Source organism: Bacillus sp. AFS040349, from assembly GCF_002577655.1.
In the GTDB taxonomy this organism is placed as follows: domain Bacteria; phylum Bacillota; class Bacilli; order Bacillales; family Bacillaceae; genus Metabacillus.
Genome location: NZ_NUMC01000115.1, coordinates 1 through 25,245, shown reverse-complemented (window position 1 = coordinate 25,245; position 25,245 = coordinate 1). Strand labels below are relative to the sequence as shown.

Below are 25,245 nucleotides of genomic sequence, written 5' to 3'. Positions count from 1 at the left end.
CATGGCCTATCTTTTATGAAGCTGATTCATTTTCAGTAAACTGACTCTGATGTAAATCAGCATAAAAACCTCCTTTTTCAAGAAGCTCCTCATGTGTTCCTTTTTCTATAATATCTCCTTGATTCATGACGAGAATAAGATCGGCATCACGGATGGTAGATAACCGATGTGCAATCACAAAGCTTGTTCTTCCTTCCAAAAGTTTTGTCATCGCCTGCTGAATTTTCATTTCTGTCCTTGTATCAACACTGCTCGTTGCTTCATCAAGTAAAAGAATCTTTGGTTTTGCTAAAATGGCTCGTGCTATTGTGAGAAGCTGTCGTTGTCCTTGTGATAAATTTGTAGCGTCTTCTCCTAGCATCGTTTCATAGCCGTCAGGTAATGTTCGGATAAAATCATCAGCATAGGCATTTCTTGCAGCTTCCTCAATCTCTTCATTTGCGGCATGTTCATTTCCGTAAGCAATATTTTCCCGAATGGTTCCACTAAATAACCAGGTGTCCTGCAGCACCATTGCAAATAAACTTCGAACCTGCTCCTTACTCATATCAGTCAAACTAACACCGTCAATTTTAATAGACCCTCCATCCAATTCATAAAATCTCATTAAAAGATTGACAATTGTCGTTTTGCCCGCACCAGTGGGACCTACGATGGCAACAGTTTGACCTTCTTGTACCTCAAGACTTACATCATTAATAATTGGCTGATTTTTCTCATACCCGAAACGTACGGCATCAAAGATAACACGTCCTTTAAGCTCGGATACTTTAAGGGCAGCATCCTCTTCCTGTTTTTCCTCTTCTTCGTCCAACAGTTGAAACACTCGTTCTGCTGAAGCTATGGCAACTTGAATCATATTAGCAATTCCCGCAGCCTGAGCTAAGGGTTGAGAGATTTGCTGTGTATATTGAATAAAAGCTTGAACATCTCCAACTCGAATACTTCCATTAATAACAAGCAAGCCACCTGAAATAGCTACAATAATAAATCCAATATTCCCAACAAAACTCATTAACGGCATCATTAATCCAGAAATAAACTGAGCTCTCCAGCTTGATTCATATAGCCGATCATTGATTGAATCAAAGGTTGCAATTGACTTATTTTCATGACCAAATGCCTTTACCACCTGATGTCCGGTAAACATTTCTTCAATATGACCGTTGATGTTGCCAAGCTCTTCCTGCTGCTTAACAAAGTGTTTTTGTGAAAACTTCGTCACAAAACGCGCAACCGTTAAACTAAGTGGAATGGTAACTACTACAACTAATGTTAGAAGAGGACTAATAACAAGCATCATGATAATGATCCCAATAATGGAGATAAAAGAGTTGATTACTTGTGTTAGTGCCTGTTGTAGGGATGTATTAATGTTATCAATATCATTTACAGCTCTACTTAACAAATCACCATGAGAGTGCTTGTCAAAATACTTAAGAGGCAACCGTGATAATTTCTCATTTACTTCCCTTCGAAGCTGAGCAACCGTTCGCTGTGAAACAGAAGCCATAATATATTGTTGTGCATAAGAGAAAAGTGATGATAAAAGATATAAACCAATTAAAAGTAATAAAATCCTTGAAATAAAAGCAAAGTCCACAGAAGAACCGGAAGTAAAACTATCAAAAATAGAAGAAGTTGCATCTCCCAATAATTTCGGACTAATTACATTAAACAAAGTAGAAAAAATAGCCGCGATCGCAACAAGAATCATTCGGTTTTTCCAAGGCTTTAAATAACCTACGAGTCTTTTAAACGTTTTTTTGAAATCCTTTGGTTTTTCGACAACCATTCCGGGGCCGTGTCTCATACCTCCACCTACAGGAGGTCCGCCACGTCGCTTATTGTCACTCATGCACTCACCTCCCCATCCTCTTGAGAAGCTACGATTTCTTGATAAACTTTATTTTCTTGTAATAACTTTTGATGAGTGCCAACTCCGACAATCTTCCCATCATTTAGAACAATGATTTTTTCAGCATCTTTTACCGTGTTAACACGTTGAGCCACAATTATCATTGTTGCATCTCCTGTTTCTTTCTTTAATTCATGTCGAAGCAAACGATCTGTTTTATAATCCAATGCCGAAAAGCTGTCATCAAATAAATAAATTTTAGGCTTTCTCACTAGTGACCTAGCAATAGATAATCGCTGTTTTTGTCCTCCAGAGAGATTTACACCTGCTTGTTCTAACTTACTATGTATCCCTTGATCTCTTTTTTCAACAAAATCAATTGCTTGAGCGGTTCTTAAAGCAGCATACATCTCCTCTTCTGATGCATCTTCTTTACCAAACGATAAGTTTTCCGCAATCGTCCCACTAAACAGCGTAGCTTTTTGTGGAACATAGCCAATCTGCTTGCGAAGTGCACTTTGCTTAAAGGATTGTATATTTTGTCCATCAATGAGAATTTCTCCGCTTTCCACATCATAAAAACGAGGAATTAGCTGCAGCAACGTTGTTTTACCTGCACCTGTACTTCCGATAATTGCAGTTGTTTCACCAGGTTTTGCTGTAAAAGTGATCTCTTCAAGTACTGGTCTTTCCGCTCCTTCATAGCGAAATGTTACATCTTTAAATTCAATGATTCCTTTGGTTGGAAAGCTTTTATCTTCTCTTTCAGGATCTTTTATTGTTGGTTTAGTTGATAATACCTCTGTTAAACGTTTAGCTGATACTTGAGCACGCGGAATCATAATAAAAGCCATTGAAAGCATAATTAATGACATTAAGATCATCGCGGCGTATTGAATGAATGCTAATAGATTACCAACTTGCATATCTCCGTTATCGATCCTAATAGCCCCAAACCAAACTATGGCGATATTGGTAAAATTCATAATAATTAACATGATCGGAAACATAAAAGCCATTAACTTGCCAACTTTTATTCCTGTATCTTGAAAATCTTCATTTGCTGCATTAAAGCGTTTTCTCTCATGATCTCCTCTATTAAATGCTCTAACAACTCTTACCCCTGTTAAAGCCTCCCTTAAAATAAGAGTTAGTCGATCTGTTTTATTCTGTAAAGCTGAAAACAATGGAATTGCCTTTCTTGCCACAAGAAAAATAATCAAAGCTAAAACTGGTAGAGCAGCTAGAAAAACGAGTGACAAATACTTATCCCGGGACACGGCAAGAATAACTCCACCAATCAACATTAATGGTGCTCTGGTCATCATTCTCTGCATCATATTAATAACATCTTGGACAACCTTTACATCATTTGTCGTTCTAGTAATTAAGGAAGCTGAGCCAAACTTTTCATATTCATCTAGTGAAAAATGCTCTGTATGTACAAACATCGTTCTACGCATATCCCTTCCAAAACCCAGCGATACTTTAGAAGCAAAGTAACTTACTCCAACCATTAATAAAATAGCCATCAGTGAACATCCAAGCATCAAAGCACCTGTTTGCAGGATAAACGGAACATCACGATTAACAATCCCAACGTCCACTATTTCAGCCATTAAGGTTGGCAAATATAACTCAAATAATATCGCAGCCATTGAAAACAAAATAACAAAAGTCAACTTCACTCGATAAGGTTTGAGGTATTTTAGCATTTCAATCATCTCGTCACCTCATTTCAATTTATTTTACTCCTCATACTATTATAGCGATTATAGTTAACTTAATGAAACGTTTAGATATAAACTTTGCCACTTAATTCTAGTCTGATGTTTATATCAACTATGAATAAGGTATAGAAATAATAAAGCTAGAAAGGAGAATGATGATGTCAACAGTAACTGCAGGATTTCAAGTTCTTCCTAATGGTAAAGATATGAACACAGACGGTGTAATCCCAAAGATGGTAGAAGTTGTGAAAGAATCAGGATTAAAGTACAAAATTGGACCTATGGAGACAGTTGTTGAAGGAAACTTTGATAACATTATGCTCTTAATTAAAACGCTACAACAAGTAGGAATTCACATGGGCGCAACAGAAGTACTAACAAATATTAAGCTACACTATAAACCTGATGGCATTTCAATTGAAGATAAAATGACTCATGTTAATTAGTAGAAATCACTGTGGTAAAAGAACCTACAAAACTATTATTAGAAAGGTGTGTCATTCTTAATGGTTTGGACTAAAAATGATTTTCCAGATTCAATGAAAAACTTAAATGAGTCTACTAGAAATAAAGCGATAGAAGTAGCAAATGCATTAGTCGGAGATGGGTACGAAGAAGGAAGAGCTATCTCTATTGGAATATCTCAGGCTGAGAAAATGATGAATTCAAATTCCAGTGATGTTACTTATCACATTGTCCCACACAATGGTGAGTGGGCACTAAAAAAAGAAAATGCCGAAAAAGTGACTAAGGTGTTCCAAACAAAAGCACAAGCACTTGATAAAGGACAAGATTATATGAAAAAGAAAGACGCTCAATTGGTCATTCATAGGCAGGATGGGACGATTGAGGAAATGAAAAATACAGGGAGTTAACCCGACAATTAATAACGGCTTTCCTCTCATTAAAGCCGTTATTTTTTTCTTGTCAAATTTTATGAAGCCGTGTAAAATAACTGCTATAAACTCATTTAATCACGGGGCATTAGCTCAGCTGGGAGAGCGCTACGCTGGCAGCGTAGAGGTCAGGGGTTCGAGCCCCCTATGCTCCATCTACCAAAACCCTTGAGAATCAAGGGTTTTTACTGTTTTATTAACAAGGTTCATCTATCACATAAATAAATAGTTTACATCCTCTTCTAATTCCAAATATTTCACATGGTTAGCCCCAAGCTTTTGATACATTTCTATAGGATAATAGTGACTGTTTGTTAATACCGTAATTGGACAACTAACATGAACATTCAAAAATTGAAGAAGTAAACTTGTTGATAATAACCCGTGTTCAAAGATAAAGGATTGTTTAATATGTTCCTGAAACGGAATGCTTATTTTTTGATTTGGTTTTATTAGAAATATTGATTGCACACCTTCTTCTTCAAGGGTTGTTTTCACTCTCTTATTTGTTGTTAAATAAATAATCTTAGAATTAGATTGTTTATTATTCATTCTGCAGCAATAACTTATTTCTTCGGTATCAGATAAACAAACAAGGTTATATGTTGGTGTAAATTGGTTAGCTTCACTCATTTTTAACAGCCCCTTATTATAAAATTAGACTGCTACAGGCTTCTTGGCACAGTATTCAATAATCTCCCGTCGCCTAATTATCCCAATAAATATATTCTGATCATCTATTACAGGAACAAAATTTTGCACCATCGATTTAGAAATAATATCTTCCATCTCGGCATCTATATGGATTGGTTCATTTTGAATATGAAGTGGTACGTCCTTTATCCATACTTTATTGGTATTTTCAAAGGTTAAATGAGGAGTGTTTTTTATTTTCCATAGAAGGTCTCCTTCAGTTAGAGTACCAACATACTGCCCATTACAATTTAATAACGGAACAGAGGAATATCGATGAAACTCCATCTTTTCTAACGCCTGCCTCATGGTCGATTCATATTTCACATATGCTACCTCTCTCTTCGGGATCAAAAAAAAAGCAATATTCAAGCATATCCTCCTACTCTATCTGTTATCTGAAACAATATGGATATCTATATTAGAGGTTTCTCTCATTATCATATTCACAATAGACCCTTTTCTAATTTCTTCCCATCTTGTCCTAGCTGATTGCCCAAGTAAGATTTGGGTGATGTGATATTGTTGGGCAATATCAATAATTACTTTTGCTGGTTTACGTTTTCCTCTTTCCTCAAAGATTAACTTTGCATGAAATTGAGTAGCTAAAGCACTCCATTCTTGTATTTTTTGGGCTTTTACCGAATCAGGTGATGAGACATTCTCTGAGACGACATTCAAGATAAATAAATCAGCTTTTAGTCGATGAGCCATTCGCCAACCTCTTCGGATGAGTTTTTCTGCTGTTGGTCCATAGTGAACACAAACAAGGATTTTCTCATGAACGCCTATCGGACCTTTTTGAAAACTTTGTTCAATGCGTTCATCCACATCATTTGCGATCTCTCTTAAAGCTAATTCACGTAAAGCTGATAGGTTTGTTACTGAAAAGAAGTTCGAAAGACTTTGCTCAATTTTTTCCGAAGCATATATTTTCCCATCTGCTAATCGTTTACGAAGTGTTTCAGGGGTGATGTCTATTAACTGTATTTCACTAGCTCTTTGCACGAAAAGATCTGGAACTCTTTCACGCACTTTAACCCCTGTTATATGTTGGACAATATCATTTACACTTTCTAAATGCTGAATATTCACAGCAGAGAGGACACTTATTCCTGCCTCTAGAATTTCTTCTACATCTTGATAACGTTTATTATGAAAAGATCCTGGTATATTGGTATGAGCTAGTTCATCTATGATCACAATGTCTGGCTTTCTATTCATAATTTCATCCACATTCAGCTCATAGAATACTTTGTCTTTATAAATCAATTCCTTTAGAGGAATTTGCTCAAGATCTTTTATCTGATTTATTGTTTCTTTTCTCCCATGTGTTTCAACCAGACCTATTACAACGTCATGGCCTTCACTTCTTAAATCTATTGCATCTTGAAGCATCTTATATGTCTTTCCAACTCCTGGAGCTGCTCCTACATATAGCTTCAGGCTTCCTCGGTTAGATTGGTTGATTTCTTCTAATATCTCTTCTGGCTTTCTCCTTCTAAAATATGGGTGATTTCTTTCCAATTTACATCACCTCATGAGGAATTTAATTGTAACTGGATATTCTTCTTCGAAGTCCTCAATATTCTCAAGAACTACTCTACATCTTATGACATACTGCAAATGTATTGGAAGATCTTCTGATATCTTTAAACAAAAAGGTAGCACGTTTTTTTCACTTCGTTTACATACTAAAGTTGAATAAACAACTCTCTCATTATAGATGTGTTCTTTTCCAGACTCTTGATCCCTTCCTATAAATTCAATATCATATCTTTTTACCTTTGTTCTGAATAAACCACCAACTATATGGATCGTTCCTTCTAGCATCTCACCTTGAAAAAAAGTTGTTTTGTTAATTATTATTTTTACTTTTGGAGTTCCAATATTTATTCTTGATACATAATCACTGATCATCGTGTTCATCCTTTTTAGAGTGAATGTTTTATTAAATATAAATGCAGCCTAACCACTATGGTTAGGACTGCTATTTCATTCTCCTAATCTAGTAACTTTTGTAAATCTAGATTAAGCTGTAATACATTAACACGCTCTTCCCCGAATAGGCCAAGCTCCTTGCCTTGAATATGGTTTTCAATAAGTTGTTTTAGTTCCTCTTTTTCAATCCCTGTTAAATTAGAGATTCTATTCACTTGTGCAAGTGCCCCTTCCGGACTGATATGTGGGTCAAGGCCTGAGCCAGAGTCTGTTACTAAATCAACGGGAACTTCACTAACAGGTGTTTCAGGGTTTGCTTGTTTCCATGCTTCGATCGTTTCCTTTGTTCGGGTAACCAGCTCCTCATTTGAAGGTGCATAGTTATTAGAGCCTGAACCAGCGCCATTAAATTCAATTGCTGAAACACGTCCATGGAAAAATTCAGGGCTTGTAAACTGTTGACCTATCAATTCAGAGCCTATGACTTCATCATTATCATTATAGATAAGACTACCATCTGCTTTTTCAGGCATGATTACCTGTGCCACTCCTGTTGCAGCTACAGGATAGATAATACCAGCCAATAGCATAAGTAAAAAGCTTGTTCTAATAATTGGACCTACTAGCTTTTGCTCTGTTTTCATTACTTTTAACCCTCTTTCTACTATTATATATGCTTAAATGATGAGTGAGATGGCAAGATCGATAAGCTTGATTCCGATAAAAGGAACGATTACCCCACCTAAACCATAGAATGTTAAATTACGTTTTAATAAGGAATTTGAGCTCATCGGTTTGTATGCTACACCCCTCATTGCAAGTGGAATGAGCAATGGAATAATAACTGCATTAAAGATTAATGCTGAGAGTATCGCTGACATTGGTGTTGAAAGTCCCATAATATTTAGTGCTTCCATTCCAGGTATCGCTAACATAAACATCGCTGGGATGATCGCAAAATACTTGGCAACATCATTAGCAATACTGAAAGTTGTTAATGCACCTCGCGTCATAAGGAGTTGTTTCCCAATTGACACAACTTCAATAATCTTCGTTGGATTTGAATCCAAATCTACCATGTTTGCTGCTTCTTTTGCTGCAGTTGTACCACTGTTCATTGCAAGACCAACATCTGCTTGAGCGAGAGCAGGCGCATCATTTGTCCCATCACCTGTCATGGCAACTAGCTTTCCTTGTGATTGCTCATACTTGATCACTTCAATTTTATCTTCAGGTTTACATTCTGCAATAAATTCATCAACACCAGCTTCTTTGGCTATTGTTGCTGCTGTTAATGGATTATCTCCGGTACACATGACAGTTTTAATCCCCATTTTTCGTAACTGATCAAACCGCTCTTTCATTCCTGGTTTTACTGTATCTTTTAGATAGATCAGCCCAAGTATTTCATTTCCTAAAGCTACCGCTAAAGGAGTACCACCTTCTTTAGCAATCTCCTTAGCTTCTTCTTCTAAATCAGCTGGAATTCGCCCTCCCTGTGCTTTAACCCATTCCTTTACAGCATCAACAGCACCTTTCCTAACTTGACGTCCATCTTTTAGATCCATTCCACTCATTCTTGTTTCAGCTTTAAATTCAATAAACTGTGCGTCGTCTGCTAGAGAGTCATTTATGTTAACTCCTCGTGCTTTTAATAACTCAATGACAGAACGACCCTCAGGAGTTTCATCTTTTAACGAACTCATTCCCACCCAATAGGATAAGTCCTGTAATGATGCATCTCCCACTGGTATAAAATTGCTTGCCATACGGTTCCCAAACGTTATCGTTCCTGTTTTATCAAGGATAATCGTGTTAATATCTCCAGCTGCTTCAACGGCTTTACCAGACATCGCAAGCACGTTAAACTGAGTAACACGGTCCATACCAGCAATCCCAATTGCGGATAATAATCCCCCAATGGTTGTAGGGATCAAGCATACTAAAAGGGCAATTAAAACTGGGATTTCAATTTGAAAATTAAGATAGTTTGTAAAGAACGGTAGAGTGACCACAACAATCATAAAAATTAAGGTTAAACTTGTTAACACTGTATTTAACGCTATCTCATTAGGCGTTTTTTGTCGTTCCGCTCCTTCTACTAATGAAATCATTCGATCAAGAAAAGACTCACCAGGATTACTAGTAATCTTAACTTTTATTTGGTCACTAACAACTCTTGTACCACCTGTTACAGAGTTGAAATCACCACCTGCTTCTTTAATAACAGGTGCAGATTCACCGGTAATGGCTGATTCATCAACGGATGCTATTCCTTCAATTACCTCACCATCTCCTGGGATCATTTCACCTTGAGAGACAACGACTATATCTCCTTTTTTCAACTGACTTGAAGCAATTTTTTCGACTTTTCCGTTTGTTTTCACTACATTTGCTGTAATATCTTGTTTTGACTTTTTTAACGAATCAGCTTGTGCTTTCCCGCGGCCTTCTGCAAGTGCCTCAGCAAAATTAGCAAACAGCACCGTGAATAGAAGAATAAGTGTAACGGTTATGTTAAACCATGTTTCAACATGACTGGTTCCGAATAAATTCGGTGCAACTGACATTAACAGTGTAATAAAAAATCCAATCTCTACAACAAACATAATTGGGTTTTTTATCATTTTTCTTGGATCTAGCTTTGTAAAGGATTCCTTCAATGCTTGTGTGATCATTGCTTTATCCATCATTTTTTTGTTTCCGTCCTTGTTATTGTTAGTAGGTTGGTTATTCATGTTTCTTTGTTGTTTAGTTTCTTCCTGTTCCCCCACAGGGAGTATTGTCACATTGTGCTTTTCCTTAACTGCTTGATTCCCCATCTTTACTTCCTCCTATCTCAATGTTAGATATTCTGCTACAGGTCCTAATACCAAGGTTGGGAAAAATGTTAATGCCCCAACGATGAAAATTGTACCGACTAAAATGACACCAAATAGAGATGAGTCCGTACGGAATGTCCCTACTGTTTCAGGTACTAATTTTTTAGACGCAAGTGAACCAGCTACAGCTAACATTGTAATTAGTCCAAAGAATCGACCAATATACATGACAATCCCAGTTGAGATATTCCAGAAAGGAGTAGCATCACCAAGTCCTTCAAAACCTGAGCCATTGTTGGCAGCAGATGAGGTATACTCGTATACAACCTGAGAAATTCCATGGAATCCACTATTAGAAATCCCCTCTACACCGAGTGAAGAGAATAAAGCAACGGCTGAAGCCCCTAGAATTAATAATGGATGAATCAACATTGTAATAGCGATTAGCTTCATTTCTTTCCCTTCGATTTTCTTCCCTAAAAACTCTGGAGTTCGACCAACCATTAGTCCAGAAAGGAAAACAGCAATCATTGCGTACATCATTACATTGATAAAACCTGCTCCCACTCCACCAAATACTGTGTTAAGTAACATATTTGATAATGCCAACATTCCACCAATCGGTGTTAACGTATCATGCATCGTATTAACAGCACCTGTTTCAGAAGCAGTTGTCACAATTGCATAAAAGATTGACTGGCCTGTTCCAAATCGAACCTCTTTTCCCTCCATGCTTCCTTGATCATGCTGAATTCCTAATTCATTTAATCTTGGGTTACCTTGAAACTCTGAGATAAATGCAGTTGAAAGAAAGACAATAAAGATCATAAGCATTGAGACAAATAATACTCGACCTTGTTTTATATTCCCAACCATCTTTCCATACGTAAAAGGAAGAGCCGTTGGAAGTAACATCATTAATAAAATTTGCATAAAGTTACTCATTGCATTCGGATTTTCAAATGGGTGAGCGGAGTTTACTCCGAAAAATCCACCACCATTATTACCTAGTTCTTTAATAGATAAGAAAGCACCAACTGGGCCACGTGCAATTTCCTGTGTTGTTCCTTCAATTGTATTAGCCGTTACTGTAGGTTCTAATGTTTGCGGAACTCCTAATGCAACAAAGATAAGTCCTGTGATAAAGGCAATTGGCATTAAAACACGTATAATGGCTCTAATTAAATCAACAAAGAAATTACCGATTTCTTTTCCACTCAAGCCCCTTACAAAAGCAATCGCTACTGCTAATGCAGTACCTGGTGCAGCAAACATCATGAAGAGAATACCAATCATTTGACCTAAATAAGATAATCCTGACTCTCCACTATAATGTTGAAGATTTGTATTTGTCATAAAGCTTATCGCTGTATTAAAAGCTAATGTTGGATCCATACTAGGATTTCCACTAGGATTTAACGGTAGAAATCCTTGCAATCGAAACACGAAATAAACAAGCACGATCATGAATGCATTAGCCAATACAAGAGATAAAGCATATTGCTTCCAAGTTTGATGAACCTTTTGAATACCACCTATCTTAAATAACACTTTCTCCAATGGATTGAATATTTTATCTACACCCGTCTGGTTATAATCAAATGCCTTTGCCAAATAGATTCCAAAAGGCTTTGCAAGTAATACAACTACAATAAGAGTAATGATGATGGATAGAATTGTCGTTATCACCGAATGTACCTCCAACTAGTTAAAATTTTTCTGGATTTAATAAAACATAAAATAAATACACTGTTACAATTGCTGCAATTCCTAATAATGCCCCCATTATTTCTTTTCACTTCCTTGTTCCACAACTCCCGCAGACCATTTGGTTAATCCGACCATCAAAATTGGAAGTACAATAAAGAGTCCGACCATGATTAAATCTAGCATTCTATGAACCTCCTAATTATTTTTTAAAGAATAAAGTATGAGATGTTTTTACTTTTCGAGTAAATAACAAGCTTAGCACCCATTGAATAATACAGTCTCATTGGATATGCATGAGTTGTTGTTACAACAATAATTGGTGCAATCGTACTGTTTCTTAATACTTTTAGACTGTCAAAGGTATCAGCAATATGTCTGCTTTCAATTAAAATGACCTTTTCAAACTTAGCAGATAACGGAATAAACGAATCATGGTTAGAAAATGAATAAACATTCTTAAATCCGTGATATCTTAGCCACTCCGAAACTTGTGAATCTGGTGTAGCTACATAAGAATGTTCTGGATTTAAATATCCTTCCAACTCCGGTAACACATCCTGATCAGGTACACACACCAATACTGACTCTTTTTCAATCTGACCATTTAACAACGTGAAGCCTCCTTAACCCTTTTAGTTAAACAACAATGTCTAAAAAAATCCGGCTGTGAGAGAAAGCAAGTCATGCCTTACATACATTCGAAGATTGCCATTCTACTATTTCGATTATGTAGCTTCCCCCGCTTGGAAGAAGTTATCTAAGCGAAAAAAAATAGACCAATGTTTACTCTTTCCCCAAATGAAATCAAGCACATGGTCAACAAATGAACTCTAACTTGAGTTATTTGTTCTCATGGATGTTTGCTTGTTTCATATTTTCGGAAAAAAAGTACACATTGGTCTACTTAATGCCTAGCTAGCCTTCAGCTCTCTATGCATTCTGTCTTCCATGTATATTTTTTAAAAATAGGCATAATAAAAAGACCTACTTAATTGTCAGTTTGCCATTTTTTGCTGTGATTCGCAACAAAAAAAGCCCACTGATAAAAGGTGGTCTTTATGACCTCCCTCGCTTTAGCCGACGAAGTTAGCTGACGGGTAGGATGGCGAAAGAGAAAATCTCATCCCTTCTACAAAGTAGAATTAACCCCAAAAAATTGGTTCCTCCGCTCTCATTTCTGAGACTAGGCCGATCTGTTTAGTTGTTGTTTACGAGATAATCATACTGCGGTTGATTAGGATTGTAAATAGGTATATTTCTCAAAAAAACACCAAAATAAGTAATTTCCCTCACGAAAATGCTCATTTACTCATTATTTCTAACTGTTTCTCTAATATTCTATTAAAGATTATGTTCAATTTAATTGATTAGAGAATGACCGTTGAAGTCTTTGTACACAATCTTCAATAGCCAGTGGATGGAATTGAAATGTGTATGCTAAATGCTATATCTCCTCATCAGATGAGTACTCTTATGAATCATCCCTGAAATAAAGGAATATATGCTTTTTGTTTAATTGAATAAAAAAGAACAGCTATTCATCGAAATAACTGTCTTTTCACTATTACTATTTCACTATTCACTCTCTTATTTGGCCACTTCCATACATCAAGTATTTAGTTGTTGTTAAAGAAGGTAGCCCCATTGGTCCTCTGGCATGCAATTTCTGAGTTGAGATTCCAATTTCACAACCGAATCCTAGTGCTCCACCATCCGTAAAACGGGTAGATGCATTATGATAAACAGCTGCAGCATCTACAAGAGCCAAAAATGTCTTTGCAGTTTTAGCATTCTCTGTAATGATTGCCTCAGAATGTTTAGACCCGTATCGATCTATGTGCTCAATGGCATCTTCAACTGAATCCACAACCTTCACAGCAAGTTTAAGACTTAAATACTCATTTGCCCAATCCTCTTCATTAGCTTTCACAGCATTTATTGTTCTTTTTAACACCTTTTCATCTCCATGGATCGATATTCCGTATTCCTCTAGCTTAGTAAAAAATACATCATGGTATTTATTAAACCATTTGTCATGAATTAATACAGTTTCAACTGCATTACACACGGCTGGTCTATCCGTTTTCGCATTAACTAAGACGGATAGTGCCATTTCAACATCTGCTTCTTGATCAATATATAAATGACAATTCCCTACACCAGTTTCAAGAACCGGGATGGTCGCTTGATTTATCACTGCTTGAATGAGCTCTTCCCCCCCTCTTGGAATGAGGAGATCAATATATTCTCTCATTGTGAATAATTGTTGGGCAGCATCACGGCTAGATGTATTCACAAATTGAACTGCATCCTTAGGAACATCAGTCTCATCTAAAGCTGTATAAATTAAATCAATAATTGCTTTATTCGTCATAAGGGCACTTGATCCGCCTTTTAATACAATCGCATTTCCTGATTTCAAAGCTAATCCCGTCGCATCAACCGTAACATTTGGTCTGGCCTCGTATATCATCCCAATAACTCCGAAAGGGACGGCAATCTTTTTAACTTTTACTCCGTTTTCAAGTTCCCATTCCATTAACGTTTTATTTGTAGGGTCATCTAGGTCGGCTACCTGACGAAGCCCACGACAAAAATCTATTACTCTATTTTCTGTTAGGAACAAGCGATCCAATAATGCTGCATCTAATTTCTTTTCTTTCGACCGTGTTAAATCTTTTTCATTTGCCTTTAAAATAGATGGTATATTCGCTTCCAAAGTTTCAGCCATTTTACTTAAAGCCTGGTTTTTTTGATTCGTAGATAACATTGACATGATTTTTCCCGCTTTTTGTGCCCTCTTAGCTTGCTCTCTTACGCTCATCATTTCAGTTGTCCATTCTGATACCCAATTCATCGCGATTCCTCCCTTATAGGTGATTTAAGACACAATGTTTTCCCACTCATTTTGACAAACAATCTGTCGAATAGATGCTGCTTCATCTTTTTGTCTACAGCTACTTCCATTAACAAGATCTGATGAAGAAAAATTCACACGACACACACCGAGTTCATGCTCTCTTAAGGTTAATATTTTAATAATAGCTTCTTCATTAAAGTCACCTTTCACCTCTACGATATCGCAAAGATAAAGACCTGCAGTATGGTTAAGAATGCTCTGCACTGCACTGTCATTTATGACAACTGCCCCCTCAGGCTCTGAATTAAAGGCCATCCACTGTTGCTTACTATCCAACCTACTATTTTGATTTTCCGGTTCAAAATACGTACCTTTAGCCGTTTTCTGGACAGCCTGATAGACAATATCCTTCACACCACTTTTCCCTATAAAAGCTGGTATACCTGATGCCATCGTGATCTTAAATGCCTCTAATTTTGAACGCATGCCGCCGGTTCCTACTGAACTTCCCGCTTCACCTGCCATAACTTCAATGTCTGATGTGATAACCTTTACATGGGTTAAGAGAGTAGCATCCTTGTTTTCCCTTGGATCTGAATCATATAAACCTTCAATATCTGATAAAATGATTAATTGATCAGCACTAATAAGGGCAGCAACTTTGGCAGAAAGTGTATCATTGTCTCCAAACTTTAATCGATTGATCGTAACAGTATCGTTTTCATTAACGATTGGAATAATCCCTCTTTCAAGCAACACATTCATTGTACTTTTTATATTCATATATCTCGTTTCATCTGAAAAATCACTTCTTGTAATAAGTAATTGTGATGCCACATAGCCATGGGAAAGAAATAAGTTGGAATATGCCTCAATTAAAAGTCCCTGCCCAACAGCTGCTGCAGCTTGTTTTTCAGGAAGTAACGTTGGCCGTTCCACAAAACCTAATTTTCGATATCCTGCAGCTACCGCACCCGATGAAACCAGTAAAACCTCATGACCATCATCTTTTAATTTGACCACTTGTTCAACTAGATGTTCTAGCTTTCTCCTACTTAATTCTCCTTGCATACTTGTTAGTGAACTGCTGCCTACCTTAATGACCACTCGTTTTTTTTGAATGGTTTCAGACATATTTCCACTCCTCTTCTTTAGTTTTTTTCTGATTTTCTTTCTTTAGTTAGAATTGGATCTTTCCATTTGTAAAATCGAGGTAATTTCCATCGATCTTTTTTGAGCCCCTCTAATTGCTTGTGATATCGCTCTTCCTGCTCCGTATTTTATTAGTTCTTCTACTCCTGCTTCTGTTGTTCCATTAGGAGATGTTACGTTAGCTCTTAATCTAGATGGACTTGCACTATACTCTAATATCATCCTTGCTGCTCCTAACATGGTTTGAGCACTAATTTCTCTTGCTAGTTCTATGTCCATACCTTCCTCTGCACACGTTTTTTCCATCTGTTCCATTAGATAATAAAAGTAGGCGGGCCCACTACCTGCAACACCTGTAAAAATATCCATTTGATTCTCGTCAATAACAAAAACTCTACCTAGACATTTCAAAAATTCATGCGCAATGAGCAAATGTCTTCCTGTTGCATAAGTACCAGAACAAATGGCTGTAGCTGATTCCATTAACATACATGATGTATTTGGCATAACACGAATAACTGGTTGATGAAGAGGTAGAGCTAATTCTATATAATCTGTTGAGACCCCTGCCACAACTGACATTATGATTGTTTTTCTTGTAAGTTTAGTTGATAGTTCCTGTAAAGCCGAGTCAATATCTTTCGGTTTTACAGTCAAAAATAAAATGTCTATATTATTAAAATTCAATGCTTCTCTTGAAGTAATTTCGACGGAATATTTGTCTCTTAGCTCAAGTAATCTTGCTTTATTCCCCCTATTTGTTACAACTATTTGAGTCTCTGGACAGTCCATTGTACTAACGAAACCGGAAATTAAGGCTTCTGCCATATTTCCTGCACCAATAAACGCAATTTTCATCTTTCCAAACATAAAGATCCCTCCATTATTGGAATTTAATTTTCCTACTTTCCTAAAGAGATCAAATTCACAACACCTACACAACTCATAGAATACAAAAAGACCAATGGTTACTTTATCCCCAATGTGCAGAAGCAATTTCAATAAAATGCTTCTTTACACATTTCTTGGAGAAAAAGTACACATTGGTCTACCTAATGCCTAGCATTAATCACGCTCTATGCATTCTGTCTTCCATGTTTCTTTTTCCGTATAGGTATAATAAAAAGACCTACTTTAACTACGTAGGCTGCCTTTTTTACTATAACAATAGCAAAAAAAGCCCCCTAAATGTAAGGTGGTCTTATGACCTCCTTCGCTTTAGCCGACGAAGTTAGCTGACGGGTAGGATGGCGAAAGAGAACTCTCATCCCTTCTACAAAGTAGAATTAACCCCAAAAAAATTGGTTCCTCCGCTCTCATTTCTGAGACTAGGCCGAGTGATATGATGATTTCTTTTATTCTACTTCGGCATGATTTAGTTTGTAAATATAATAAATGTCTTAAATATGTTTATTTTTTCTGATTTTTAAAGAAGAACCTTCTCTATTCTCTAAATTTCTAACTTATTCTAACTATTTTAATAATTACAACACTAAAAGAAGTTATTGACAATAAACCTAATTTGTCATTAACATAGTCTTTGAAATTAGAAAATTGTATATGGGAGGAAAAATCATGGCTTCTGCCAAAAGAAAATTAGAGGCTGAAATTAGTGAAGCATTTATTAAACTTCAACGTGAACTGATCGGAAGGGGCCCTCAAGAAACCAAAACTTATATTGTTGAGGACATGGTAATTGCCCGCTTTAAAGGCGTTTTAACAGTTGAAGAAAAACACCTGGTTGGACATGATACTGGGCGAAAAGTGGTAAAGCATATGAGACAAGTTTTACGTGAAATGTACAGCAAAGACTTCGAAGAAATTGTAGAAAAGCACACAGGTTGTCGGGTTCTTTCTAGCCATAGTGATATTAGCACAAAAATGGGGGAAAGAATTGAAGTATTTGTTGTTGATAAAAACTTGGAGAAATGCTTAGATTAACAATAACTTGGACTAATTTATTATACCTCCCAACATTTTAATATCGAGAAAAACTTAACACTAATGCGCTGAATCCGTAGAACGGGGGAACCAATTTTGAATGTGTAAGATTTACATTCTTGGGGTGAATCCAGTAATGGTAGGGGGACTCTTTCCTTCCGAATCCGACAGCTAACCTCGTAAGCGTTGACAAAGAGAGTGGTATTGTCGTAGTATTGGGCATTTTGTTTATTTGAACATGCCAATAATGTCTCGGATAATTATGATCCGTAGCGTTTTTTTATGTAATAACTGTATCTTTATCTCGCCTAGTGCTATATACGTCATTTGAGCAGAAGAGTGTTATTCTCTGGGAGCTTTGTTATAATGCATTTTTAACAAATTCATTTAAAAAAGGTGGTCATTATGGAAAAATCATGCAGATATGTTGTTAACGCTGTTGGAAAAGGTGGAGAAACATATTTTACCCACTTTCAAGATAAACAGGAGTTAAAGACATGGCTTAAAGACCATCAGGATAAAATTAATATGAAAGATATAAAAATTAATGATAAAAAAATGAATTCATTGTTAAAAACTCTTACCTTTTTAAATATTCTTAAATAATGGGTTATAATGCGTCATTCATAAAGAATGACGTTTTTTTATTTGGTTTAAATATCATTAAAGCCCCTATTATTAAAGCTGTAAGACAAATAGTGAGATCTATAGTTTGTTCAGCAATTATTCAACATACAATAAAATCCCTTTTTTAAAACTTTCCCTTGTAGATCATGTTTTAAATCTCTATCCTTGAAAGATTTGCATATATTATCAGCTTACTATTATTTATTATGAGAAGGTAATAATTTTATTATTACGAACAAAAACTACTATTAAAGGAACTCCTTTTATCATTTCAGCAAATAATAGAACCTTTTCTTCTCTTTAATAAGATTAAAACTCTTAAAATCTCCTATATACCTCTCTATCACAAACCTAAAATATGGATTATACCGACAGTAAATAGTCCAATAATACGATATTTTCTATAAAATTCCGACATAAATCAGCTTCTCTCACGAATATCCTAACGGGTAGTTTGACTCATTTTTATACCTTAACAAATACTTAACACTGTATTCATATTTCCTCCTTATAGTAGAAGCGTTGTTAACAATAAGGAGGAATAGTATGAAGCGGCAATTGTTTAAAAAGATGTTTAGTAGTTTGTTAGTTTTAGCATTAATTCTTTCAACGTTTTTACCAGTGTTTTCAAAAAGTGTTAAAGCAGAAACTGCTTTAGCAACAGATTTATTTATTTCGGAGTATATAGAAGGAACTTCCTTCAACAAAGCTATTGAAATTTATAATGGGACTGGCCAGACAGTTGATTTGTCACAGTATAAGGTTGAGCTTTATTCGAATGGTAGTTCTACTGCAAGTCAAACTCTATCATTAACAGGAACTCTTGAAAATGGTAAAGTTCATGTTTTAGCCCATGATAGTGATAAAACAAGTACAGACATTTCTAATAAAGCAGATATTAAAAATGGTACAGTAATAAATTTTAACGGCGATGATGCTTTTGCTTTGAAAAAGAATGATCAATTAATAGACGTAATCGGAACAATTGGAATTAAAGAAAATTTTGCAACGGATAAAACACTTGTCAGAAACCCAAACATCCACTCTGGCACAACAACATACACACCAGACGAATGGTCAACATACCCTAAAGACACACTCACATACTTAGGCTCTCACACAATGGACGGCACAGCACCTACAGATCCAGGTGATGGAGATACTACCGATCCAGAACAACCTGAAACAGGTGTATTATCTATCGCTGATGCAAAGCAAAAAACGAATCAAACTGTAACAATTGAAGGAATAGTTACAGCTGATAACTCTGCTATTGGTGGAGGAAAACTATCTACCTTTATTCAAGATGAAACAGCAGGTATTAATATTTATGCATCTAATGCAGCAAGCTTTATTGAGCTTACAGAAGGTAAAAAAGTTCGTGTAACAGGATCAATTACTGGATATAGAGGCTTAACAGAAATTGTACCAACCTCTATTGAATCCATTGAAGAAAGTAGTTCAGTTCCTGCAGCACAATCTATTACTCTAGTAGATTTACAAGACGCTTCCGTAGCAGAACCACTTGAAGGTAAGTTAGTAAAAGTAAGTGGTTATGTTCAATCAATCCCTTCATCCCCTGCTGGCGGTGGTTATAATGTATCGCTAGTGGACGAAAACTATCACTCTACTACCCTTCGTGTTATGGAAGAAGTTGGAATTGAGAATATAGAAGAAGGTAAATGGTATGAAATCACAGCTATTTTAAGTCAGTATGATTCTTATCAGCTACTACCAAGAAAGCAAGGAGATTTCACATTATTAGCTACGCAACCAGAACCACCAACAGCAGCTGGCGAATATTCAGCAGTTGTAGAAAGTGTTGTGGATGGCGATACGATTCATATTACAAACCCTGTACTAGGTTCGACTAAAGTACGTTATGTGAATATGGATACACCTGAGACTTACCACAAAGTTGTAAATGAAGCAGATCAAAATCAATTAGACTTCGGAAATGCTGCTAAAGCATACATGAACACATTATTAAAAGCTGGTGACGAAATTATACTAAAAATTGGTGAAGAACCAACTGATGCATATGGTCGTCTTCTCGCTCAAGTTATTCGTAAAAGTGATAACATGAACACCAACTTAGAAATGGTACGCAAAGGCTATGCATCCTCCTATTTTATTTGGCCGGTTGGTTCTGAAGAAGATTACAATGCTTTCCAAGCAGCTGTTAAAGCAGCAAAAGATGAAGGACTAGGAATCTGGAACCCTGAAAATCTATTAATGGAGCTACCATTCGAGTTTCGTGCAAGAGAACAAGGAAAAGGCTTACTGCGCTATGTTGGAAATTCTGATAATAAAGAATACGTTTCTCCTGAGAACTGGGCAGACGTACCTGTAGAAAAAAGAATTTTCTTTGCAAGCACCGAAGAAGCCGAAGCAAACGGTTATACAGCAGCAACTGATAGTGAACCGAACGAAAATGTTAAAGTTCAATTATTAGGTGTAAATGATTTACACGGAAAAATTGATGTAACTGGTACTGTTAATGGAGTGAATTACGGGAGAGCAGATTACCTTGCTGCCTATTTACGCCAGCGTGAAGCAACAAATCCTAATACATTAATCGTACACCCAGGTGATATGGTTGGAGGAAGTTCTCCAGTATCAGCTTTATTGCAGGACGAGCCTACAGTTGAAATTATGGAATCTATTGGCTTTGATGTTGGAACTGTTGGAAATCATGAATTTGACGAGGGTGTAAGTGAGATGCTTCGCCTCATTAATGGTGGGGAACATCCGAATGGTACGGCAAACTATGATGGAATTGATTTCCCTATGATTGCTGCTAACGTATCATATAAGGATACACACGAACTAGTTCTCCCTCCATACGCAATCGAAGAAGTTGAAGGAGAAAAGATTGGATTTATTGGTGTTGCAACAACGGATACACCAAATATGATTATTGCAAACGGAAACGAAAATGTTGAATTTACAGATGAAGTTGAAGCCATTAATAAATATGTTCCTGAACTGCAAGAGCAAGGTGTTGAAGCAATTGTCGTCCTTTCTCACGTTCCTGGAAATCAATCTGGCGATGATCGTGCAACAGGTGATATCGCAAATATCGCAAACAATGTAAATGATGCGGTCGATGTTATCTTTGCAGCTCATAACCATGTAAGACTAAATGCAGTTGTTGATAACAAATTGATTGTCCAAGCTTGGGAATATGGGAAAGCCTTTGTAGATGTTGATTTAGAGATCGATCCATCTACAGGAGATATTATTAAAAAATCAGCGGAAATTGTTGATGTTGTTCAAAGTAATATTGAGCCTGATGCAGAAGTAAGCGCGATTCTAGAAAAATATCTTGATCAAGTGGGGCCAAAGCTAAATGAAGTTATTGGTCAAGCTGCAACTGAATTAACTGGTGGCTATGCAGCTAAAGGGGAAATTGGTGATAATGCACTTGGTAATTTAATTGCTGACGGTATGGCATACTCAATGAATAGTGATTTCGCTTTAATGAACGGTGGCGGAATCCGTGATGACCTTAATTCAGGTGACATCACATGGAATGAGTTATTCAATATTCAACCATTCGGAAATACATTGGTAAAACTTGAAATAACCGGCGATGATTTAAGGCAAATTATTAATTCTCAATTTAGCAGTTACGGGCCTGATGTTAGCATTAGTGGATTCCGCTATACATGGGACAGCTCCTTAGGGAAATATGGACAGGTTGTTGATTTATTTTTACCTAATGGAGAAAGGATCAATCCTGATGAAACTTACACTGTAACAGTAAACAACTATATGTACCCACACACTAATGACAAATATTTGCTAGCTGCGTTAGGTGAAAATCCAGTACAAGGTCCAGAAGATTTACAAGCAACAGTTGACTTTGTAAAGAGCTTTAATGGCCAGCCTATTTCCTATGCTGCAGAAGGTCGTATTTCTGAAGTTGTTGCACCAACTGACACAACAGCTCCAGTAACAGAAATACAAATTCCAGAAGCAAACTTTACAGACGGTTCTTTCTTAGAAGAGGTTACAGTTGAATTATCTGCTACTGATTCGGAATCTGAAGTTAAATCGATTGAATATAACCTTGATGATTCTGAGTGGGTTCCATATGTTGAAGCAATTACACTTGAAGCTGGTGAACATAAGCTTTCTTACCGTTCAACAGACAGTGCAGGAAACATTGAAGAAACTAAAATAACAGAAATACTTGTTCAAGCTGCAACAATTGATAACACGAAAAAGATAGTTCAGGATTCTGATGCGAAGAAAGGTGTTAAAGTTTCGATTCTAGCACAATTAGAAATTGCCGAACGTAACTTAGAAAGAAAAAGAGAAAACAAATTTAGTTTCTTATCTTGGTTATTTGATTATCAAGCCTATGATGCTCTAAAACGTTTAAATGACCGAATTGAGAAATACCCAGATAAGTTAATGAGTGAAGATGATCGAAAAGATATTACAACAATGCTTACTTACATTGTTGAGCATAAGGCAGAATAAACATCTTCACACAATCTTTTTTAAAAAACAGATCAATATAGGGCTATTGACAAAAGGGGAATAGAACAGATTCTATTCCTCTTTTCATCATTTTTCAGCTTTTGATGATTTGTCTCTATAAATCAAACCTAATATACTTCTGATTGCCTTAAATCATTACTTTTTATCATCCGTTTTACTCTTCACCTGCTGTTATATCAAATACAAATTCCTTAGGAAATGCCCTTTTAGTAAGAAAAAAATCTGTTTGCTTATGTAAAGTTTTGTGCTTTTTCTGACAGCTATTCATTTCCTCAACCCTAAGAAAGTCTTCATTTTCCCAGTTTTTTAAAACTCCAACAACATAGCTTAGCTTTCGCTTATTGTTTGAAGAAGCTATAGCCATAGCCTTTATTACCCAGTCTTTAGGATACAAATAGCCTGAATGCTCTAGCCAAAACAATAATTCATTTTTACCATTTGCGTTGGAATAACCAAATCCGTTACGGTCCCAAAACTCAATAATTTCTTGCATATCAATAGCTTTGTATGAAGTATCCTTTGGGACATAAGCATTATGTTGTTGTTTTTTATTTTCTTTTTTATTTTCTTTTTTATTTTCTTTTTCTTTTTGTCCACGAATCGTATCACGACTCGTGAACGTATCGTTAACTTTGTCGCCTATGTCGAGGTTTTTACGATTTATATCATGGTCATTGTCTTCCCTACAAAATGATTCATATAATCTGCGAATTTCCTCTTTTGGAATGCTTTCTGATACGTAAGAAATAAGCGAAGTGTCTATTACCTCTTTTAACTCAGAATAAATACAATCCATGATCGGCTTACCACCTTTATGTAAATTATATTTCCCCCAGTACTTTATCGCGACTTCTGTCGTTTCTGAGTTATAGCTTATTAACTTGTATTGATGAATAAATCTTTCCAATAATGAATGTACTTTGTCAATTGAAATACGCATTTCAAAAGCAATTTGCCTTTTCGTAATTTTATAGATTCCAATTTGAGTCGTATGTGGATTTGTTAGTAAATAAAGCTGAAAATACATCTCCTCCCAAGTCATCTCCTCAAAATCCATTGTATTCATCCAAAATTCAGTACGTACCATTCGATATTTTGCCATGTTAATCACTACCCTTTCTTAGTATTTTCATAGTATATATATAAGAAATTGACGAAAGAGTAGCGTGTTAATTAAAATTTTTATATTTTTTATTATTATCAAATACGAAGATAGTAGTTTATCCAAATCAAACGTTTACAAAATGTATACTTTTAAATAGGCACCTTAAAATTCATGAATAGAACGTACACTTGTCTCATATTAATTAAGGACAAATCCCCCTCTAAGGAGTGTTTTTATGTCCGTAAATCATTCTCACGATAAAGTGCCATATATTCAAAACCCTATTGATCAACCTGGCTATGTTCATCATCAGCCTGCAGCTCATTCACCTATCTATCCGATTACCGGTATACCACAACCAACTAATTATTCAACAAACTTAGACCCGGTATTTGTTCAACATATAAGTAGACATCAAGGTCAAAAAATTGCTTTAGTAACAACGGCTGGTCGGGTGGAAGGTGAAGTGGCTGGAGTGGCAGTGGATCATGTTCAAATTAATTTAGATGATCGCGCATTACATATTCGGCTTTCACAGGTGATTTGGTTCGAGGGTCCTTTAGCTTCCTATAGAGAGAAAGATGAATAAGCATTTAATAAGAAATTAAAAAAGTTCAACAGATTAACCAGCATATCTGTTGAACTTTTCCAGTTCTTATATAAAACGTTTACATTTCATTTTGTTATGCTAATTTCTACTTATACTCTAATACCATTCGTTACAGCATTTACATCTCTTGTCATGCTTTTTGTAATCCTTTCTATCATGCTTATAACCATAATCGCATTTTCTATCATGATGATTTTTCTTTTTGTCATACTTATGATACTTTTTATCATCATAATCTTTCTTATCATACTTCTTATAATCGTAATCTTTCTTATCGTACTTCCCATAATCATAATCTTTCTTATCATCTTTTTTAAAGTCTAACTCCACGTCGTATTTTTTGTAACCCCAGCAGTAGCATTTACCATATTCCATGTTTTTCTTCTTACCCAAAAGAATCATCTCCCTTTTAGTATTTAAAGAGAGAAAAACAGATGTTTTATTTCTCATGCTAGCATTGTTTTGTTTGTCTTTCTCTCTTTGCTATTAATCTATTCTCTAAATGCTAGAAAAGATTGGATAAAGGACACGCATTTTACTAGTTTTATTTATTATTTTTCTCATTAAAATTGAAAAAACCCCTAAATCTAGGGGCTTTATACTATATTGAAGGCGCAACACTATTTCTCTTTTTCAATTCTTGTCCAAATCTAAGAATGAATTCCTCAGGAGTTAAAGGCTTGCTAAAATAATAGCCTTGTATTTGGTCACATCCTTTGTCTATTAATATATTCAACTGCTTTTCATTTTCCACTCCCTCTGCGATGACACGTATTGTCAAAACTTCT

23 protein-coding genes, 1 tRNA gene and 3 riboswitches are annotated in these 25,245 nt (G+C 35.9%); of the genes, 7 read left to right on the top strand and 17 right to left on the bottom strand.

The features are described from left to right. Positions 1-13 precede the first annotated feature (13 nt). Complete coding sequence (locus COD11_RS21535; protein WP_098798962.1) at positions 14-1,858, bottom strand: ABC transporter ATP-binding protein; 1,845 nt, start codon at positions 1,856-1,858, stop codon at positions 14-16. Beyond that, entirely contained in the window at positions 1,855-3,582 is a 1,728-nt protein-coding gene (locus COD11_RS21530) for an ABC transporter ATP-binding protein (RefSeq protein WP_098798961.1), read from the bottom strand. The genes COD11_RS21535 and COD11_RS21530 overlap by 4 nt, the downstream gene beginning before the upstream one ends. Positions 3,583-3,746: 164 nt before the next feature. Here COD11_RS21530 and COD11_RS21525 point away from each other — a divergent pair, with 164 nt between their 5' ends. From COD11_RS21525 to COD11_RS21515, 3 genes are all read left to right on the top strand, one after another. Next, positions 3,747-4,034: a thiamine-binding protein gene (locus COD11_RS21525; RefSeq protein WP_098798960.1), complete on the top strand. Its 288-nt coding sequence runs from the start codon at positions 3,747-3,749 to the stop codon at positions 4,032-4,034. A gap of 60 nt (positions 4,035-4,094) precedes the next feature. Beyond that, positions 4,095-4,463, top strand: a complete 369-nt coding sequence (locus COD11_RS21520; RefSeq protein WP_098798959.1) for a DUF2188 domain-containing protein — start codon at positions 4,095-4,097, stop codon at positions 4,461-4,463. 103 nt (positions 4,464-4,566) lie between these two features. Continuing rightward, positions 4,567-4,639 (top strand) — tRNA-Ala (locus COD11_RS21515). A 58-nt stretch (positions 4,640-4,697) separates the two neighbouring features. On the opposite strand, the gene COD11_RS21510 is transcribed toward COD11_RS21515, so the two are convergent. From COD11_RS21510 to proC, 12 genes are all read right to left on the bottom strand, one after another. Next, positions 4,698-5,117: a hypothetical protein gene (locus tag COD11_RS21510; protein WP_098798958.1), complete on the bottom strand. Its 420-nt coding sequence runs from the start codon at positions 5,115-5,117 to the stop codon at positions 4,698-4,700. A 24-nt stretch (positions 5,118-5,141) separates the two neighbouring features. Continuing rightward, positions 5,142-5,549, bottom strand: a complete 408-nt coding sequence (locus COD11_RS21505; protein ID WP_098798957.1) for a CBS domain-containing protein — start codon at positions 5,547-5,549, stop codon at positions 5,142-5,144. 15 nt (positions 5,550-5,564) lie between these two features. After that, positions 5,565-6,704 carry a KdpD-like non-kinase potassium sensor gene (gene kdpDN, locus COD11_RS21500; RefSeq protein WP_098798956.1) on the bottom strand — a complete coding sequence of 380 codons (1,140 nt, stop codon included), beginning with the start codon at positions 6,702-6,704 and terminating at the stop codon, positions 5,565-5,567. Between the two features lie 6 nt (positions 6,705-6,710). Then, positions 6,711-7,097 carry a sporulation protein gene (locus tag COD11_RS21495; RefSeq protein ID WP_176551192.1) on the bottom strand — a complete coding sequence of 129 codons (387 nt, stop codon included), beginning with the start codon at positions 7,095-7,097 and terminating at the stop codon, positions 6,711-6,713. An 83-nt stretch (positions 7,098-7,180) separates the two neighbouring features. Continuing rightward, positions 7,181-7,762, bottom strand: a complete 582-nt coding sequence (gene kdpC, locus COD11_RS21490) for a potassium-transporting ATPase subunit KdpC (protein ID WP_098798954.1) — start codon at positions 7,760-7,762, stop codon at positions 7,181-7,183. 33 nt (positions 7,763-7,795) lie between these two features. After that, positions 7,796-9,856, bottom strand: coding sequence for a potassium-transporting ATPase subunit KdpB (kdpB, locus tag COD11_RS21485; RefSeq protein ID WP_098798978.1), 2,061 nt, complete (start codon positions 9,854-9,856; stop codon positions 7,796-7,798). 96 nt (positions 9,857-9,952) lie between these two features. After that, positions 9,953-11,617 (bottom strand): potassium-transporting ATPase subunit KdpA, encoded by a 1,665-nt coding sequence (gene kdpA, locus COD11_RS21480; RefSeq protein ID WP_483296309.1) that lies wholly within the window; start codon positions 11,615-11,617, stop codon positions 9,953-9,955. 31 nt (positions 11,618-11,648) lie between these two features. After that, complete coding sequence (locus tag COD11_RS28055) at positions 11,649-11,726, bottom strand: potassium-transporting ATPase subunit F (protein ID WP_098798977.1); 78 nt, start codon at positions 11,724-11,726, stop codon at positions 11,649-11,651. 130 nt (positions 11,727-11,856) lie between these two features. Continuing rightward, entirely contained in the window at positions 11,857-12,261 is a 405-nt protein-coding gene (locus COD11_RS21470) for a hypothetical protein (protein WP_098798952.1), read from the bottom strand. Positions 12,262-12,710: 449 nt separating this feature from the next. Continuing rightward, positions 12,711-12,850, bottom strand: a riboswitch (cyclic di-AMP (ydaO/yuaA leader). Positions 12,851-13,229: 379 nt separating this feature from the next. Continuing rightward, a complete protein-coding gene (locus COD11_RS21465; protein ID WP_304362988.1) occupies positions 13,230-14,507 on the bottom strand; it encodes a glutamate-5-semialdehyde dehydrogenase in 1,278 nt (425 codons plus the stop codon). A 24-nt stretch (positions 14,508-14,531) separates the two neighbouring features. Continuing rightward, the gene (gene proB, locus COD11_RS21460) at positions 14,532-15,644 is read right to left on the bottom strand and encodes a glutamate 5-kinase (protein WP_098798951.1); all 1,113 of its coding nucleotides are present in this window, start codon (positions 15,642-15,644) and stop codon (positions 14,532-14,534) included. Between the two features lie 42 nt (positions 15,645-15,686). After that, on the bottom strand, positions 15,687-16,532 hold the full coding sequence (gene proC, locus COD11_RS21455) for a pyrroline-5-carboxylate reductase (RefSeq protein WP_098798950.1): 846 nt from the start codon (positions 16,530-16,532) through the stop codon (positions 15,687-15,689). Positions 16,533-16,867: 335 nt separating this feature from the next. Beyond that, a riboswitch (cyclic di-AMP (ydaO/yuaA leader) is annotated at positions 16,868-17,007 on the bottom strand. Positions 17,008-17,237: 230 nt separating this feature from the next. Here proC and COD11_RS21450 point away from each other — a divergent pair. The 3 genes from COD11_RS21450 (at position 17,238) to COD11_RS21440 (ending at position 22,721) form a co-directional block, all read left to right on the top strand. Then, entirely contained in the window at positions 17,238-17,603 is a 366-nt protein-coding gene (locus COD11_RS21450; protein ID WP_483296308.1) for a Na-translocating system protein MpsC family protein, read from the top strand. A 56-nt stretch (positions 17,604-17,659) separates the two neighbouring features. Next, a riboswitch (cyclic di-AMP (ydaO/yuaA leader) is annotated at positions 17,660-17,804 on the top strand. 204 nt (positions 17,805-18,008) lie between these two features. Beyond that, positions 18,009-18,209: a hypothetical protein gene (locus tag COD11_RS21445; protein WP_098798949.1), complete on the top strand. Its 201-nt coding sequence runs from the start codon at positions 18,009-18,011 to the stop codon at positions 18,207-18,209. A gap of 567 nt (positions 18,210-18,776) precedes the next feature. Further along, positions 18,777-22,721: a 5'-nucleotidase C-terminal domain-containing protein gene (locus COD11_RS21440; protein ID WP_098798948.1), complete on the top strand. Its 3,945-nt coding sequence runs from the start codon at positions 18,777-18,779 to the stop codon at positions 22,719-22,721. A gap of 175 nt (positions 22,722-22,896) precedes the next feature. Here the strand turns inward: COD11_RS21440 and COD11_RS21435 are convergent, their stop codons facing one another. Further along, a complete protein-coding gene (locus COD11_RS21435) occupies positions 22,897-23,844 on the bottom strand; it encodes a DnaD domain protein (protein WP_255301667.1) in 948 nt (315 codons plus the stop codon). 238 nt (positions 23,845-24,082) lie between these two features. Between COD11_RS21435 and COD11_RS21430 the strand changes: the two genes are divergently transcribed. Further along, the gene (locus tag COD11_RS21430; RefSeq protein ID WP_098798947.1) at positions 24,083-24,436 is read left to right on the top strand and encodes a DUF2642 domain-containing protein; all 354 of its coding nucleotides are present in this window, start codon (positions 24,083-24,085) and stop codon (positions 24,434-24,436) included. A gap of 117 nt (positions 24,437-24,553) precedes the next feature. Here the strand turns inward: COD11_RS21430 and COD11_RS21425 are convergent, their stop codons facing one another. Beyond that, on the bottom strand, positions 24,554-24,850 hold the full coding sequence (locus COD11_RS21425) for a hypothetical protein (protein WP_176551191.1): 297 nt from the start codon (positions 24,848-24,850) through the stop codon (positions 24,554-24,556). A gap of 208 nt (positions 24,851-25,058) precedes the next feature. Further along, positions 25,059-25,245, bottom strand: a 187-nt coding sequence (locus COD11_RS21420) for an EAL domain-containing protein (protein WP_141549723.1), incomplete at its 5' end; no start/stop codon positions are given.

Coding starts and splice junctions, on each gene's coding strand:
- COD11_RS21440 (WP_098798948.1), top strand. CDS start 18,777: ATGAAGCGGCAATTGTTTAAAAAGATGTTTAGTAGTTTGTTAGTTTTA.
- COD11_RS21510 (WP_098798958.1), bottom strand. CDS start 5,117: ATGAGTGAAGCTAACCAATTTACACCAACATATAACCTTGTTTGTTTA.
- proB (WP_098798951.1), bottom strand. CDS start 15,644: ATGTCTGAAACCATTCAAAAAAAACGAGTGGTCATTAAGGTAGGCAGC.
- COD11_RS21535 (WP_098798962.1), bottom strand. CDS start 1,858: ATGAGTGACAATAAGCGACGTGGCGGACCTCCTGTAGGTGGAGGTATG.
- COD11_RS21520 (WP_098798959.1), top strand. CDS start 4,095: ATGGTTTGGACTAAAAATGATTTTCCAGATTCAATGAAAAACTTAAAT.
- kdpC (WP_098798954.1), bottom strand. CDS start 7,762: ATGAAAACAGAGCAAAAGCTAGTAGGTCCAATTATTAGAACAAGCTTT.
- COD11_RS28055 (WP_098798977.1), bottom strand. CDS start 11,726: ATGGGGGCATTATTAGGAATTGCAGCAATTGTAACAGTGTATTTATTT.
- COD11_RS21445 (WP_098798949.1), top strand. CDS start 18,009: ATGGAAAAATCATGCAGATATGTTGTTAACGCTGTTGGAAAAGGTGGA.
- COD11_RS21435 (WP_255301667.1), bottom strand. CDS start 23,844: ATGGCAAAATATCGAATGGTACGTACTGAATTTTGGATGAATACAATG.
- kdpB (WP_098798978.1), bottom strand. CDS start 9,856: ATGAATAACCAACCTACTAACAATAACAAGGACGGAAACAAAAAAATG.
- COD11_RS21450 (WP_483296308.1), top strand. CDS start 17,238: ATGGCTTCTGCCAAAAGAAAATTAGAGGCTGAAATTAGTGAAGCATTT.
- COD11_RS21430 (WP_098798947.1), top strand. CDS start 24,083: ATGTCCGTAAATCATTCTCACGATAAAGTGCCATATATTCAAAACCCT.
- COD11_RS21530 (WP_098798961.1), bottom strand. CDS start 3,582: ATGATTGAAATGCTAAAATACCTCAAACCTTATCGAGTGAAGTTGACT.
- COD11_RS21465 (WP_304362988.1), bottom strand. CDS start 14,507: ATGAATTGGGTATCAGAATGGACAACTGAAATGATGAGCGTAAGAGAG.
- proC (WP_098798950.1), bottom strand. CDS start 16,532: ATGTTTGGAAAGATGAAAATTGCGTTTATTGGTGCAGGAAATATGGCA.
- COD11_RS21525 (WP_098798960.1), top strand. CDS start 3,747: ATGTCAACAGTAACTGCAGGATTTCAAGTTCTTCCTAATGGTAAAGAT.
- COD11_RS21495 (WP_176551192.1), bottom strand. CDS start 7,097: ATGATCAGTGATTATGTATCAAGAATAAATATTGGAACTCCAAAAGTA.